Origin of the sequence: Nonomuraea sp. NPDC050547 (assembly GCF_044457345.1) — a bacterium.
Classification (GTDB): domain Bacteria; phylum Actinomycetota; class Actinomycetes; order Streptosporangiales; family Streptosporangiaceae; genus Nonomuraea.
Map to the genome: position 1 here is coordinate 266,486 of NZ_JBITGW010000003.1, position 14,075 is coordinate 280,560.

Annotated in this window: 14 protein-coding genes; 4 read left to right on the forward strand and 10 right to left on the reverse strand. The window is 72.4% G+C overall.

Annotated features, from left to right (window positions below; all coding sequences use genetic code 11):
- Positions 1 to 37: 37 nt before the first annotated feature.
- The 3 genes from ACIBHY_RS08820 to ACIBHY_RS08830 are packed head-to-tail and all read right to left on the reverse strand — an operon-like array spanning position 38 to position 2,570.
- Positions 38 to 523, reverse strand: coding sequence for a hypothetical protein (locus ACIBHY_RS08820; protein WP_397306345.1), 486 nt, complete (start codon positions 521 to 523; stop codon positions 38 to 40).
- Entirely contained in the window at positions 520 to 1,899 is a 1,380-nt protein-coding gene (locus tag ACIBHY_RS08825) for an ATP-binding protein (RefSeq protein ID WP_397306346.1), read from the reverse strand. The genes ACIBHY_RS08820 and ACIBHY_RS08825 overlap by 4 nt, the downstream gene beginning before the upstream one ends.
- A complete protein-coding gene (locus tag ACIBHY_RS08830) occupies positions 1,896 to 2,570 on the reverse strand; it encodes a response regulator (RefSeq protein ID WP_397306347.1) in 675 nt (224 codons plus the stop codon). Before ACIBHY_RS08830 ends, ACIBHY_RS08825 begins: the two co-directional genes overlap by 4 nt.
- 142 nt (positions 2,571 to 2,712) lie before the next feature.
- Here ACIBHY_RS08830 and ACIBHY_RS08835 point away from each other — a divergent pair, with 142 nt between their 5' ends.
- Entirely contained in the window at positions 2,713 to 3,231 is a 519-nt protein-coding gene (locus ACIBHY_RS08835) for a hypothetical protein (protein ID WP_397306348.1), read from the forward strand.
- Positions 3,232 to 3,312: 81 nt separating this feature from the next.
- Here the strand turns inward: ACIBHY_RS08835 and ACIBHY_RS08840 are convergent, their stop codons facing one another.
- The gene (locus tag ACIBHY_RS08840; protein WP_397306349.1) at positions 3,313 to 4,374 is read right to left on the reverse strand and encodes a glycoside hydrolase family 19 protein; all 1,062 of its coding nucleotides are present in this window, start codon (positions 4,372 to 4,374) and stop codon (positions 3,313 to 3,315) included.
- A gap of 169 nt (positions 4,375 to 4,543) precedes the next feature.
- Between ACIBHY_RS08840 and ACIBHY_RS08845 the strand changes: the two genes are divergently transcribed.
- Positions 4,544 to 4,909 (forward strand): hypothetical protein, encoded by a 366-nt coding sequence (locus ACIBHY_RS08845; protein WP_397249878.1) that lies wholly within the window; start codon positions 4,544 to 4,546, stop codon positions 4,907 to 4,909.
- A gap of 138 nt (positions 4,910 to 5,047) precedes the next feature.
- Positions 5,048 to 6,010: a helix-turn-helix domain-containing protein gene (locus tag ACIBHY_RS08850; RefSeq protein WP_397249876.1), complete on the forward strand. Its 963-nt coding sequence runs from the start codon at positions 5,048 to 5,050 to the stop codon at positions 6,008 to 6,010.
- 16 nt (positions 6,011 to 6,026) lie between these two features.
- Here the strand turns inward: ACIBHY_RS08850 and ACIBHY_RS08855 are convergent, their stop codons facing one another.
- Positions 6,027 to 8,687, reverse strand: a complete 2,661-nt coding sequence (locus tag ACIBHY_RS08855; RefSeq protein WP_397306350.1) for a cation-translocating P-type ATPase — start codon at positions 8,685 to 8,687, stop codon at positions 6,027 to 6,029.
- A 195-nt stretch (positions 8,688 to 8,882) separates the two neighbouring features.
- A complete protein-coding gene (locus ACIBHY_RS08860; protein WP_397306351.1) occupies positions 8,883 to 9,452 on the reverse strand; it encodes a TetR/AcrR family transcriptional regulator in 570 nt (189 codons plus the stop codon).
- A gap of 159 nt (positions 9,453 to 9,611) precedes the next feature.
- Between ACIBHY_RS08860 and ACIBHY_RS08865 the strand changes: the two genes are divergently transcribed.
- Entirely contained in the window at positions 9,612 to 9,929 is a 318-nt protein-coding gene (locus tag ACIBHY_RS08865; RefSeq protein ID WP_397249870.1) for a hypothetical protein, read from the forward strand.
- A gap of 5 nt (positions 9,930 to 9,934) precedes the next feature.
- Here ACIBHY_RS08865 and ACIBHY_RS08870 read toward each other — a convergent pair whose 3' ends face one another.
- Genes ACIBHY_RS08870 through ACIBHY_RS08885 form a run of 4 tightly spaced genes read right to left on the reverse strand, consistent with a single transcriptional unit; the run spans position 9,935 to position 14,055 of the window.
- Positions 9,935 to 10,891, reverse strand: coding sequence for an aldo/keto reductase (locus ACIBHY_RS08870; RefSeq protein WP_397306352.1), 957 nt, complete (start codon positions 10,889 to 10,891; stop codon positions 9,935 to 9,937).
- Positions 10,892 to 10,902: 11 nt separating this feature from the next.
- Complete coding sequence (locus tag ACIBHY_RS08875) at positions 10,903 to 12,012, reverse strand: zinc-binding dehydrogenase (protein WP_397249866.1); 1,110 nt, start codon at positions 12,010 to 12,012, stop codon at positions 10,903 to 10,905.
- A gap of 15 nt (positions 12,013 to 12,027) precedes the next feature.
- Positions 12,028 to 12,900, reverse strand: a complete 873-nt coding sequence (locus tag ACIBHY_RS08880) for a branched-chain amino acid ABC transporter permease (protein ID WP_397306353.1) — start codon at positions 12,898 to 12,900, stop codon at positions 12,028 to 12,030.
- Between the two features lie 3 nt (positions 12,901 to 12,903).
- Positions 12,904 to 14,055 (reverse strand): ABC transporter substrate-binding protein, encoded by a 1,152-nt coding sequence (locus tag ACIBHY_RS08885; protein WP_397249862.1) that lies wholly within the window; start codon positions 14,053 to 14,055, stop codon positions 12,904 to 12,906.
- Between the last annotated feature and the right edge of the window lie 20 nt (positions 14,056 to 14,075).

Sequence of the window (14,075 nt, forward strand, 5' to 3'; positions counted from 1 at the left end):
GACCATGGACGCGCGTCTTTGTCCAGCGGCGCTTGTCTCAGCGGTAGTCCTCGCAGCGGACCGCGCCCTTCTCCGGTACGGTCACCCGCACCTCGTCCACGTCCACGCCGCGCCCGGCCGCGGTGGCGGCGGCGATCGTGCAGACGAGCTGGCCGGTGGCCATGCGCGACAGCCGCTCGACCGGCGGCAGCCAGGTGCCGCCGACCAGCATCGACGAGCCCTTCTCCAGCGCGAAGCCGTCGTCGCTCACCCGGACGGCCAGATTCCTGGGCAGGACCGTGTCGAAGTCGCGCCCGCGTTCCTTGGCGGTGGGGCCGCCGGTCAGCAGTTCGACCGCCCCGGCGGCGTCCAGCGGGCCCTCGGGCCGGCCGACGGAGGCCAGGCTCCCGTTCTGCACGAAGTACAGGCGGGTGCCCTGGGTGAACCCGCGGGCCGGTTCGCCGGCGCCGACCACGCCGGTGGGCCCGGTGCCGCAGGCCGTGGCGGCCAGGAGGAGCAGCGGGAGCAGGGACCGGCCGGTCACGGTCGGGTCCTCGGCAACGTGAGCGTGAAGACGGCGCCGGGGCCCGGGGCGACGGACAGGTCGCCGCCGTGCAGCAGGGCGTTCTCGCGGGCGATGGCCAGGCCGAGCCCGCTGCCCTCGGAGCGGGCGCGGGCGGCGTCGGCCTTGTAGAAGCGTTCGAACACGTGCGGCAGGACGTCGGCGGGCAGGCCGGGGCCGTGGTCGGCCACCTTGAGGGTGAGCGCCTGTTCGCCGGCGCGCAGCGTGAGCGTGACCGGCGGCGCGCCGTGGCGCAGCGCGTTGCCGACGAGGTTGGCGACGATGACGTCCAGGCGGCGCGGGTCCAGCGCGAGGTGGATGCCCCCGGGCAGGTCGGCGGTGACCGCATCGGTCCAGCCGCGCGTACGCAGGCAGGCGGCGACCGCCTTGCCCACGTCCATCTCGTTGAGGTTGAGCACGGCCGCGCCCGCGTCGAACCGGGAGATCTCCATCAGGTCGTCCACGAGCCGGGTGAGCCGGGCGACCTCGGCGGTGACCATGCGGGCGGCGGTGCCCGCGTCGGCGTCCAGCCGGCCGGCCCCGGCTTCGAGCACGTCGGTGACGGCGGTCGCGGCGGCCAGCGGGGTGCGCAGCTCGTGCGAGACGTCGGCGACGAACCGGCGCGATCTGGCCTCCATCTCGCGCAGCTCGCCGACCGAGCGTTCGAGGGCGGCGGCGGTCTCGTTGAACCGGCCAGCCAATCGCGCCAGCTCGTCGCCGCCGCGTACCGGCAGCCGCGTCTCCAGCCGTCCCTCGCCCAGGCGGCGCGCGGCGCGGTCCAGGTCGGCGACCGGGCGCAGCACGCCGCGCGCGGCCAGCAGCCCGGCCAGCACCGCCACCAGCACGACGGGCGCCGCCGCCGTCCGCGCCGCGCGCAGCACTGCCGCCTCGTCGGCGGCGGCCTGCGCGAGCGACTCCACGAGGTAGACGGTGATCCCGGACGGCGTGCCGCCCGCGCGCAGCATCACCCTGCTCCCTCCCACCAGGTACGGCACGCCGTCCCGGCTGACCCGCTGCCAGGCCAGCTCGGGCCGGCTCGCCACGGCCTGCCGCAGGCCGGCGGTGATGCGGGCGTCGCTGGGGACGGCGCCGTCCCTGACCACGTACACCTTGCGGTCGCCCACTTCGAGGTCCTCGGCGAGCAGGGCCAGCTCGCCGTCGTCGGCGGGCAGCGCGACGTCGCGCGACAGCAGCAGCACCCGGTTCCTGAAGTCGTCGAGCAGCCGGTCCTGCACCCCGCCCACCAGGTCCTTGCGGGCCTGGAGATAGGTCAGCCCGGCCGCGGCCACCGCGCACACCCCGCCGACCAGCACGAACGTGATCACCAGCCGGGCCCGCAAGCCCCGCAGCCAGGTCATACCGGCCCGAACCGGTAACCGAACCCGCGCACGGTCTGCACGTACCGGGGCTCGGCCGGCACGTCCTCGATCTTGGCGCGCAGCCGCTGCACGCACGCGTCCACGAGCCGGGAGTCGCCCAGGTAGTCGTGCTCCCACACCGACTCGAGCAGCTGCTGCCTGGTGAACACCCGGCCGGGCGCCGCCGACAGGTGCAGCAGCAGCCGTAGCTCCATCGGCGGCAGCGCGACCTCGCGCCCGTCCCTGCCGACGGTGAGGGAGGCGCGGTCGACGCGGAGCGCGCCGTGGGTCTCGACGGGCGACTGCACACTCTCGGTACGGCGCAGCACCGCCCTGATCCGGGCCTCCAGCACCTGCGGGCGCACCGGCTTGACCACGTAGTCGTCGGCCCCCGCCTCCAGCCCGCCGACCACGTCGAAGTCGTCGCCCCGCGCGCTCAGCATCACGATGGAGGTGGCGGTGCCCGCGCGGATCCTCCGGCAGACCTCGAACCCGTCGATGCCGGGCAGCATGAGGTCGAGCACGACCACGTCGGCGGCGAACTCCGCCAGCCGGTCGAGGCCCTCCTCGCCGGACGCCGCCGCCTCGACCTCGTGGTCGCGGCCCTTCAGGGCGAGCGTCAGACCGTCCCTGACGGCCGGGTCGTCCTCGATCAGCAACACGCGAGCCATGCGTCCCAGTATCGGCCGCGCTGACGTGCGCTTTGTCCGGTCTCAGGAGCTATTACAGGTTCATGACATCGTGCGGACCGGTTGCGCACAGTGCCGCGCCAGAGTCTCAGGGGCAATCAGCAGCCACCTCCAGGAGGAATTCGTGATCATCAGCAGGCGACGTCTGGCCGTCATGGCCGCCCTGCCCGCGCTGGCCCTGAGCGCGGCCTGCGGAGCGCAGAGCTTCGCCAGCACCGGGAGCCAGAGCCCCGCGGCTTCCGCGTCCGCGTCCGCGTCCGCCAAGCCGACCTGGCACGAGACCGCGCTGAAGTTCGCGGCCTGCATGCGGGACAACGGCATCGACGTCCCCGACCCGGTCAAGGGCCAGGACCTCGACACCAGCGCCGTCACCAAGGTCACCCAGGCCAAGCTCGACGCCGCCATGAAGGCGTGCAAGGAATGGGACTCGGTGATCCTCGGCAGCAGCGAGCCGGCCTCGCCCGAGGAGGACGCCGCGTTCGCCGCCTGGGCGACGTGCCTGCAGAAGGGCGGCGTGTGGCAGCCGCTCGGCAAGGAGGCGAAGCCGGCCGGGTTCAAGCAGGTCAAGCCGGGCTCGGCCGCGGAGAAGCAGGTCTTCGCGGGGTGCGCGTCGCTGCGGCCGCCGGCGCCGTACGAGCAGTAGAAGCCGGGACCCTCACCCGGGCCATGGCCTCCGCGCCGTCCCACCGGGGGACGGACGGCGCGGAGGCGGGTGAGGGGTCCCTCAGCAGGACAGGTTGCCGCCGGGGGTGACGCCGAGGATCTGGGTGAAGCGCTGGTAGGCGTTGATCCGGCTCTGCACCTGGGCGGGGTTGCGCCCGTTGCACTCCAGGCTGCCGTTGATGCTGCGGATGGTCTCGCCGAAGCCGCGGCCGTTGACCATCGCGTTGTGCGGGGTCATGGTGCCGGGGCCGTTCTGGGTCATCCAGTACCAGATCGCGGTCTTCCAGGCCACGGACGCGTCCTGCTGCACCAGCCACGGGTTGGTCAGCAGCGGCAGGCCCAGCGCGTCACCGGCCGCCTTGTAGTTGAAGTTCCAGCTCAGCTGGATGGGGCCGCGGCCGTAGTACGCGGCCTGCCCGGCGGGGCAGCCGTACGGCTGGCTCGCGTCGCAGTAGTGCGGGTAGTTGGCGGTGTTCTGCTCCACGATGTGGACGAGGCCGCCGGTCTCGTGGTTGACGTTGGCCAGGAAGGCCGCGGCCTCCTGCTTCTTGACGGTGTCGCTGCCCGTCTTGGCGAAGGCGGGGTAGGCGCTGAGGGCGGCGGTCAGGCCGCTGTAGGTGTAGAAGGAGTTCCGGCTCGGGAACATCTGGTTGAACTGCGCCTGGCTCACCACGAACCCCGACGGGTCCGGCGGGTCGGTCGGGCCGGGGCCGCCGTCGCAGGCGTAGGGGTCCCAGAACCAGTGGCTGATCACCGGGTCGTATCCAGGGTTCTCGTGGACGGCGATGTAGTGGTTGCCGTCGGTGTAGCGGACGATGCTGCCCACCGCGTAGAACGTCCCGGCGGCCCAGTTCGGGTAGTTGCACGGTGTGCCACCGCCGCCGCCTCCCGAGCAGGTGCCCTGGTCGGCCCAGACGGCGGCGCTGCCCGGACTCTCGTTCTGGGTCCACCACTTGGCGGACCAGTTGTGCCCGTTGTGCGACACGACGGCGCCTCCGTTGTATACGGCCGAGGAGCTCCATGCCGTGGCGCAGGCCGCGGCGCTGGCGGCGGACGGCAGGACGACCGCCAGCACACCCAGCGCCATGAGCAGCGCGGCCAGCGGGGCCAGGAGTTTTCGCACGTGATCACTTCCTTGGGGGGTGTAATGCTTAGGAAAGTTTCCTAATAGTCAACTCCCGATGAGGAAACGCGCAAGACCCAAAGTCAAGGGGGTGCGGATGCCAACATGGTCATTCAGGCGTACTTTGATGAACATCAACGCCGTTCCTTCGTCGCCGTCTGAGAGGCCCATGTTTCTCCGCAGCCCGCACCTTCCCTCCTCGCGACCGACCGGTCTGCTGATCGGCATCGGGTTCTTCGTCGTGATCGCCGCCTGCGCGCTGGTCGCCTTACTGGTCCCGCACGCCCAGGTCGAGATCCGCTTCGCCGTCGTGGGCCTGATCGCCGCCCTCTACGCCGGCCTCACCGCCGACCTGATCGCCTCCGCCGCGACCGGGGCGCTGGCCTGGACGATGGCCACCGGCTTCCTCATCGACCCCGCCGGTGAGCTGGTGGTGTCGGGCGGCATGGACGCGATCAGGCTCGCCGCCATCGTCGGCCTGTGCGTGGCCAGCGGCCTGTACGGCGCCTTCCGCCAACGCCACACGCCGACCTAGCGGATGCCCCCGGGAGCGGGCGGCTCCCTGGAATGGCCATCCCTAGAATGAGCACGTGAACCACATATTGCCGATTCATGGCCGTAAAGCACCACGTGGTGGACCCTGGGAGATCACCGGCCGGATCTCCCCGGCGACGTGCTGAGCGCCGCGGGCCTGGGCGCCGAGGAGGAGGCCGCCTACCGGCTCCTGGTCAGGACCGCCGAGGTCGAGGTCGCCGAGCTGGCAGGCGAGCTGGGCGTGGCGGACGAGGCGGCCCGCCGGGCGCTCGGGTCGTTGCTGGCCAAGGGGCTGGCGCGTGCCGTACCTGGAGAAAGCGACACGTTCACCGCGGTCGCCCCCGACGTCGCGCTCGCGGCGCGGCTGCACCGGCGCCAGGAGGAAGTGGACCGGGCCCGGCAGGCCGTGGAGCAGCTCACGGGGGAGTACCTGGCCCATTCCAGGCGGCGCGAGGCCGCGCAGCTGATCGAGGTGGTCAGCAGCAGGACGGTCCTGCGCGAACAGCTGCGGCTGATGCAGGACAACGCCCGGAACGAGGTCGTGAGCCTGTGCAGGGCCGGGCACGTGGCGATGACCTCGCAGGAGAACACCGAGGAACTGGCCGCGCTGCGGCGCGGGGTGGGCTTCCGGGTCCTGTACGAGCGGGCTCTGCTCGAAGAGCCCGGCATGCTGGTCAACCTCGCCGAGGGGATCACGCTCGGGGAGCAGGCGCGCGCCCTCCCGGAACTGCCGGTGCGCATGATGATCGCCGACGGCGAGCTGGGCGTGCTCCCGCTGGTCCAGCACACCGGCGGGCTGACCCAGCTCACCGCCGCCCTGGTACGGCCGAGCAGCCTCCTCGACGCGCTCAAGGCGCTGTTCGAGACCCTGTGGGAGCGGGCCACCCCCGTCAGCCTCACCACGCCGGGCAGCCCGCTCGACGCCGACCACCTCTACCTGCTGTCGCTGCTGCTGGCGGGCGTGCCCGACAAGTCGATCGCCACGCAGCTGAAGGTGTCGCAGCGCACCGTCCAGCGCCGCATCACCCACCTGATGGAGCGGGCGGGCGCCCAGACCCGGATGCAACTGGCCTGGCACGCCGCCCGCGAGAACTGGCTGTGACCGTCGAAGACGAGCCTTAGGGGCGGGCGCCGGCGCGGCGCAGGATCAGCTTGACCAGCTCGCCCAGCCACAGGATCACCGAGCCCACGCCCGCGCAGGTCAGCCACTGCCCCGCGGTGAGGTTGGTGACGGAGAAGAAGGCGTGCAGGCCCTTCCACTCCACCATGGCCGCCAGCAGGACGAGCACGACGCCGATCGCCACGAACGTCGAGCGGTTGGAGAAGGTGTCGCGGTGGAAGGCGCTGCGCAGGTCGTTGCGGACGTTGACCAGGTTGAAGACCTGGAAGAAGACGAAGGTGACGAAGGCCATCGTCGCGGCGGCCGGCGGGGGAGCCAGCGCGAGCACGGCCAGCGTGCCCGCGGCCATCGTCGTCCCGGCCAGCAGGATCCGCAGCAGCCGCGCGGTGGTGAGGATGCGCTCGTCCCGCGGGCGCGGCGGGCGCGACATGACGTCGGGCCCCGCCGGGTCGACGCCGAGCGAGAGCGCGGGCGGGCCGTCCATGATGAGGTTCACGAAGAGGATCTGCACGGCGGTGAACGGCGCGCCGCCCGCCAGCCCGGTGATCGACGCCGCCAGGAACGTGAGCACGAACCCGAACGCCGTCGACAACTGGAAGCGGGTGAACTTCACGATGTTGGCGTAGATGCCGCGCCCCTCGCGGACCGCGTCGACCACGGTCGCGAAGTTGTCGTCGGTGAGGATCATCGTGGCGGCTTCCTTGCTCACCTCGGTCCCGGTGACGCCCATGGCCACGCCGATGTCGGCCCGGCGCAGGGCCGGGGCGTCGTTGACGCCGTCACCGGTCATCGCCACCACGGCGCCGCCGTCCTGCAGCGCGCGCACGATCCGGATCTTGTGCTGCGGGGTGACCCGGGCCACGACCCCGATGTCCGGCAGCTGCCTGGCCAGCTCCTCGTCGGAGAGCTCGTCCAGCTCGGCGCCGGTCACCGCCTTGCCGGGGATGTCCAGCTCGCGGGCGATGGCAGCGGCGGTGACGGCGTGGTCGCCGGTGATCATCCGTACCTGGACGCCCGCCCGGTGGCACTGCTCGATGGCGGCCGACGCCTCGGGCCGCGCCGGGTCGACGATGCCGACCAGCGCCATCAGCACGATGCCGTCGAGCATCGACTTGAGATCGGCGTCCTCGGGCAGGGCGGGAAAGTCCTTCACGCCGACGGCCAGCACGCGCAGCCCCTGCTCGGCCAGCTCGCCGTTGGCGGCGGCGTAGTCCTCGCGGGCCGCCGCGTCGAAGGGCCGCCGGCCGTCGGCGGTCAGGTAGCGGTCGGCGCGGGCGGCCAGCACGTCCGGCGCGCCCTTGACGAAGCAGCGCACCCGGCCGTCCTCCTCGTGGAAGGTGGCCATGAACTTGTCGTCGGAGTCGAAGGGCACCTCGGCGATCCGCGGATGCCTGCGCCGCAGGGCGGCGACGTCGACCCCGCCCTTCTCGGCCAGCACGACCATGGCCAGCTCGGTGGGATCGCCGACCACGTCGTCGGCGGCGCGTACCACCGCGTCGGTGCACAGCGCCATGGCGACGAGCGCGACGTGCAGCGTCTGGCTGTCGGGCGGGTCGTCGTCGGTGCTGCGGATGCGTCCCTCCACCGCGTAGCCGTGGCCGGAGACGGTGAAGCGCCGGTCGGCCAGGTACACCTCGCGGGCGGTCATCTGGTTGAGCGTCAGCGTGCCGGTCTTGTCGGTGCAGATCTGGGAGGTGCTGCCCAGGGTCTCCACCGAGGCCAGCCGCTTGACGATGGCGCCTCTGCGGGCCAGGCGGGCCGTACCCATGGCGAGGGTGAAGGCCACGACGGCGGGCAGCCCTTCGGGGACCGTGGCCACCGCCAGCGAGACGGCGGTCGTGAACAGATCGCCGACCGGCTGCCCGCGCAGCAGGCCCAGGACGAACACGACCGCGATCACCGCGAGCGCGATCAGCGCCAGGGTCTTGCCGAGCGTGTCGATCTGGCGCTGCAGCGGGGTCGGCGCCTGCTTGGTCTGCTGGAGCAGCCCGGCGATCTGCCCGATCTCGGTCGAGGCGCCGGTCGCGGTCACGATCATGCGGGCGTGGCCGCGGGTGACCGTGGTGTTCATGAACACCGCGGTGGAGCGCTCGGCCAGCGGCGCGTCCCGGGCCACGACCGCGCCGGCGGACTTGGCGGACGGCTCCGCCTCGCCGGTCAGCGCCGACTCCTGCACCTCCAGCGACGCCGAGGACACCAGCCGCCCATCGGCTGGTACGCGGTCGCCCGCCTCCAGGTCCACGACGTCGCCCGGCACCAGATCGGCCGCGTCGAGCCGCATGGCCGCCCCGCCCCGCAGCACGGTGGCCTCGGTGTGGAGCATCTTGCGCAGCGCCTCCAGCGACGCCTCCGCCCTGGACTCCTGCACGAACCCGATCGTCGCGTTCAGGATCACGACCAGCACGATGATCGCCGGCGTCTCCCACTCGCGGGTCACCGCGAAGCTCACCAGGGCCGCGCCGATCAGCGTCAGGATCAGCAGGTCCTGGAACTGCCGCAGGTAGGCGTGCCAGCGCGGCTCGCGCGGCGCCTCGGGCAGCCGGTTGGCGCCGTGCTCGTCCCTCCGCCGTACGGCTTCCGCCCCGCTCAGCCCGCCGGCCGGGTCGACGCCCAGCCGCTCGGCCGTCTCGGCGGCGTCCATCGCATACCAAGCGCTCATGAGCCCACGCTATGATCGCGATCCCCTTGCCGCCATCTGGCACATGGCGGCATTCAGCCAATTCTGTCCCCCGCGCCCGGGGCGTGAAATCAGGGCGTGAAAACCACCCTCGGTCGCCGCCCGATCACTCTATGCTGTGGTGGGGCCTGCGGCGTGGACACTATGGGGGTTCTCCACCCGCCAGGCCCCCCTCACTCAGGCGACCAGCCGCCCGATCACCCAGTGCAGGTAGGTGCGGAAGCGCGCCAGTTCCGCGGGCTTCACCGTGCGCTCGCTCCGCCGCCGTTCGAGAACGCCGCCGGTGAGAAACCCATAGACGCACCACACGATCATCCAGACGAAGTAGCGGGTCTCGACCCCGGGCGGCAGCAAAGGCGAGATCGCCCGGAGGATCTCGTCCAGGAGCGGCCGGGTATAGGCCTCCTCGAGTTCCGGGATGTCCGCCGCGTCGCCCATCCAGCGATGCATCCAGAGGAGCACCAGCATCGGGTTGGCGGCGAAGAAGTCGAGATAGGCGTCCACCATGCGGTGCAGCGCCTCGGGCGTGCCCGTGAACTGCGCGAGCGCCGCCGAGATCGCGGCGTGTTCCGCCTCGTCGGCCTTGAGCATGACGGTCTTGTACAGATCCGCCTTGCCGCCGAACTCCTGGCCGACGAAGGCCGGCTCCACCCCGGCCGCCCGCGCGATGAGCCCGACATCCGTTTCGTCGTAACCCAGTTCGGCGAAAAGCTTGGTCGCCACCTCAAGGACCTGATCCGCGCTCACCGCACAACCCTAGGTAGGCCCCGCCCCGTTTCCCAGCAGGCTCGCTGCCGGGCGCTGGACCGGACCGCCCGGCCGGGTTACGGTCGGAGCGGCACGCCCGAAGTCATCCCGCGGACCCGCAGGGGGTGCGTCATCAGCGCAGTACGGATCATTCTGGGTTTGTCGTTGTCCCTCGCCTTCGCCCTCACCGCCGCGCCCGCCCAGGCGGCAGGGCCCATCTGCATCCCCGAGGCCCCGGTGTGCGCCGGCCTCGACAACGGGCGCTTCGTCTTCACCATCAAGCCGCGGCCGTCCACCCTGTCGATGCAGAGCACGGTCAACGGAGCGCCCCGCGGCGGGTCGATCTCCACGTGGAGCACGCCCACCCACCTGGAGGGCGTCTACTACCCGAGCCCGGCGCTGGTGCCGGGCGACGTGGTGTGCATGTCGTTCTACGCCCCCGGTGTGCCGCCGGGGCCGTACTGCGGCACCCACTAGGGCGGCTACGGACCTTCTGGGTCGACCGCGTCCCGGTCGGCCCAGAACGGTTCCACGAGCTCCCTGATCCCTTGCGCGCCGACGCGCTCCAGCACGGCCAGCGCGCCGATGTTGCACACGAGCTGCCGGGTACTGCTGGCGCCGAACAGCACGGTGCCGGTCGCCGGATGCGACAGCGCGAAGGCGATGCAGAGCTGGGCCGCGGTCGCCCCCACGCCGGCGGCGGCCTCGGCAAGGCCGGGGGCGGCCCGGACGATCTGCTCGCGGACGCCGCCGGGGTCGCGGCCGACCTGCCGGGCAGGGCTGGTCCTGCCCGCCAGGATGCCGCCCTCCATCACGTCGGAGGCCTGCAGCGACAGGCCCTCGGCGAACAGCGGCGCGAACGGCCCGCCGTCCGGGATCGAGCGGCGGCACGGGCTGTACTTGAGCTGCGCGAGCTGCGGCCCGGGGGAGCCGGCGGCCAGGGCGTGCCCGCGGATCGTCCTGATCGCGCTCGCCGACCAGTTGTTGACGCCCCAGCAGCCGATGATCCCGTCGCGCTCCAGCTCGGCCAGGTCGCCGGCCAGCCGTTCGAGATCGAGGCCGGCGCGCCGGACGTCGCCGAGGACCACCAGGTCGGCCCGGTCGGCGCCGGCCCGGAACAGCGCGTGCTCCAGCTGCTCGCGCAAGGGCTGCTCGGGGTAGCGCTCCAGCCAGAGCTTCTCCGACAGCAGGTAGTCGTCCCTGGCGATGCCCGCGGCGCGCACGATGGCCGAGAACAGCACGTCGGTGAAGACCGGCGGGTGCCCCGGCATGCCGTAGACGCCGATGTCGAACAGGTTGACGCCCAGGTCGACGGCGTGGCGCACCATGGCGACGGCCTCGGCGAAGTCCATGCGGTCGTAGATGTGCCAGGAGCCCAGGGACAGGACCGAGGCCTCGGGCCCGTGCGTGCCGATCGTGCGGCGGGGAACGGTGTGCATGAGACTCCTCGTCACGGTAGCCACGGGTGGATGACGGCTTTGACCTCGTCGAGCCTCGACATCGACCGGAGCGCGCCGGTGGCCGCGCCCAGCCCGGCGGGGGCGCCGAACATGGCGTTCCAGTCGAAGCGCGCGCGGAAGGCGCGCAGGAACTCCAGGGCGCGGTGGTAGTCGCCGATGTCGCCGTTGAGCGAGCCGAGGACGTTCAGTTCCTTGCCCATGACCGTGCCCATGGGGACAGGGTCGGGGCGCGGTCCGGTGCTGCCGACGACCACGAACGTGCCGCCCCAGGCGGCCATGTCCACCGCCTCCGCGGCCACGCCGGGCGCGCCGGCCAGGTCGAGCACGAGTTCGGCGCCGCGCCCGTCGGTGGCCTCGAGTACCTGGCCGAGGCGCTCGGGCGGCGTGCCGTCCAGGCCGATCACGACGTCGGCTCCGAAGCCTCGGGCCAGCTCCAGCCGGGCCGCCGGGGCGCCGACGGTGATGACGGTGCCCGCCCCCGAGGCGGCGGCCATGGCCGTGGCCACCAGGCCGAGGGCGCCGGCGCCCTGGACGACGACCGCGGCGCCGGGGCGGATTCCGCCGGCCCTGCCGTACGCGTGGACGACGGTCTTGACGGCGCAGCCCGCGGCGGCCGCCCAGGTGTCGGGGACGTCGTCGGGCAGCAGGAGTTTCAGCGCGCCCGGCCGGACGTAGGCGTACTCGGCCAGACCGCAGGTGGAGTACGGCCACGCGTCCGCGCGCTGCGTGAACCCGTACCCGCGCTGGGCGCAGGCGACCGGGGCGCGCAGCACGGCGCAGCCGTAACAGTGCCCGCACGTCGACTCCGACCAGCCGATCCGGTCCCCGGCCCGCACCGGCCGGCCCAGCGCGTCCAGGGTGCCGGGCCCGGCGGCGGCGACCGTCCCCGACATCTCGTGGCCGAGCACCATGGGCAGCATCCCCGGCCAGGACATCGCCCCCGACCAGATGTGCACGTCGGTGGCGCACAGGGTGGCGCAGCCGATCCTGACGACGGCCGCGCCCGGCTCCACCTCCTCGGGCAGCGGGAGCTCCTCGATGACCAGCGGCTCGCCGTGCTCGCGGAGCACGGCGGCGCGGGTGGCGGTCGGGGCAGGCACGATCGGGGTCCTTTCTCAGCGGGTGTGGGCGGTGTCCCAGACTTCGTTCCTGCTGCGCCACCACAGCAGCACCAGGATCACCAGGAAGGGCACCACGCCGCGGTAGGCCTGCAGGCCGCTCAGCGACACGGCGACGCCTTCCAGCAGCCCGAGTATCAGCCCGCCGGCCAGCGTCATGGGCAGGCTGCGGAACGCGCCCACCATGGCCACGGCCAGCGCGGTGGTGATGAGGTTGCCGAGCGTGGCGAAGTCGCCGCCCAGCCGGGGCGCGACCAGGACGATGACGAGCGTGCTGAGCCCGCCGATGACCGCCCACACCGCCATGGCCAGGCGCGGCACGGCGATGCCGACCACCTGCGCGGTCGTGGGACGCTCCGACAGCGCCTGCAGCCGCAGGCCGAGCAGGGTCCGGCTGAACAGCAGCCCCACCCCGGCGGTGATGAGCGCGGCGAAGGCCAGCGAGACCAGCGTGGAGATCGGCACCACGACGTCGCCCAGCACGAACGCGGGCCCGTCCAGCGGCGCGGGGAAGCGCCGGGTGCCCGTGGTGGCGCTGCCGAACACGCGCAGCCCGATCGCCATGACGGCCACGTAGAGCGCGACGGTCACCGCCGCCTTGGTCCGCTCGCTGTGCTCGCCGAACCACCGCACGAGCACCGCGCCGACGAGCGCCGACAGCGCGGCGCCCGCCGCGACCCCCGCGGCGAGCGCGAGCGCCCCGTGCGCGCCCGCGCCGATCAGCGAGACCATCACGTACGCGCCCACCGCCCCCGTGGCCGCCATGGCGAAGTTCACCACGGCGACCAGCCGGTAGGTCAGCACCACGCACAGCCCGAGCAGCGCGTACACGCCGCCGCTCGTCAGCCCGGCGATCAGGGAGTTGAGCATCGCTCAGCCCTTGCCGGGGACGACGAACCCCTCGGGCAGCACCCGCCACGCGCGGTTCTCCGCCTTCACGAACCTGGCGCCCTCGACCGGGTTGTGCGCGTCGCCGGGCCCGAACACGTACGGCGTGCCGACCATGGGATAGTCCACCGGCTTCATCTCCTTGAAGGCCTTGGTCACCGACTCGCGGGTGATCGGCCCCTGGATGCCCTTGAGCACCTGGACGAAGACGTCGGCCGCCATGACCGCCCCCTGGCTGAAGGCCGTCTTCGGGATCCCCTTGCCGCCGACGATCTTGGCCCACCTGTCGTTGCCCGGCAGGCTCTCGTCGGTGTAGGGCTGCCACTCGGTGGCCGAGTACACGTTGAGCCCCTCGGGGATCGCCTGGGCGTTGGCGTCGGTGTAGCTGTTGGCCAGCATGGCGAAGTCGACGGCGGTCATCCCCTGGGTCTTGGCCTGGGCGAACCAGGGGCCGACCTGGGAGTTGTAGACGATGCCCGTGCAGCCCGCCTCCTTGGCCTTGACCAGGTAGGGGGTCGGGTCGCCCGTCCCGACCGAGGTCTCCTTGACGGTCAGCTGCTTACCGGTGACCGTGGACCACTCCTTGATGGCGTTCTCGATGCCGTCGCCGCTGCCGGGCAGGACCGTCAGGTAGGCGCACACCTTCTCGTGCTTCTTGGTCTGCGACAGGAAGTACAGGGCGGCGGTGAGCAGCTTGTACGGGCCCGGGTTGACGGGGGCGATGTTCGGGCTGGTGAAGCAGGCGGGGTCGACGCCGACGGCCGGGATGGAGACGATGCCGGCGCTGCCGTACTTGGCCCGGTTCAGGCCGCAGTCGACGGCGCTGGAGGAGCCGACGAGCGCCACCACGCCCTCGGACTCGATCAGTTCCACGGCCGCCTCGGTGGAGCGCTGCGGGTTCATGGCGTCGTCCTTGCTGATGAACTCGATCGTGCGGCCGCCGATCCCGCCCGCCGCGTTGACCTCGTCGAAGACGGCCTGCACGGCCTTGGGCACCTCGGGCGCCTGGAACTGGCCCGTGACGCCGTTGATCGAGCCGACCTTGATGGGCCCGTCGGTACCGCCGCCGGCGGCGCATCCGGTCAGCGCGAGCGCCGCGGCCCCGAGCGCGGCGGCGAGCCTGTGTGAAAGCTGCATGTGCGTGCTTCCTCCTCAGG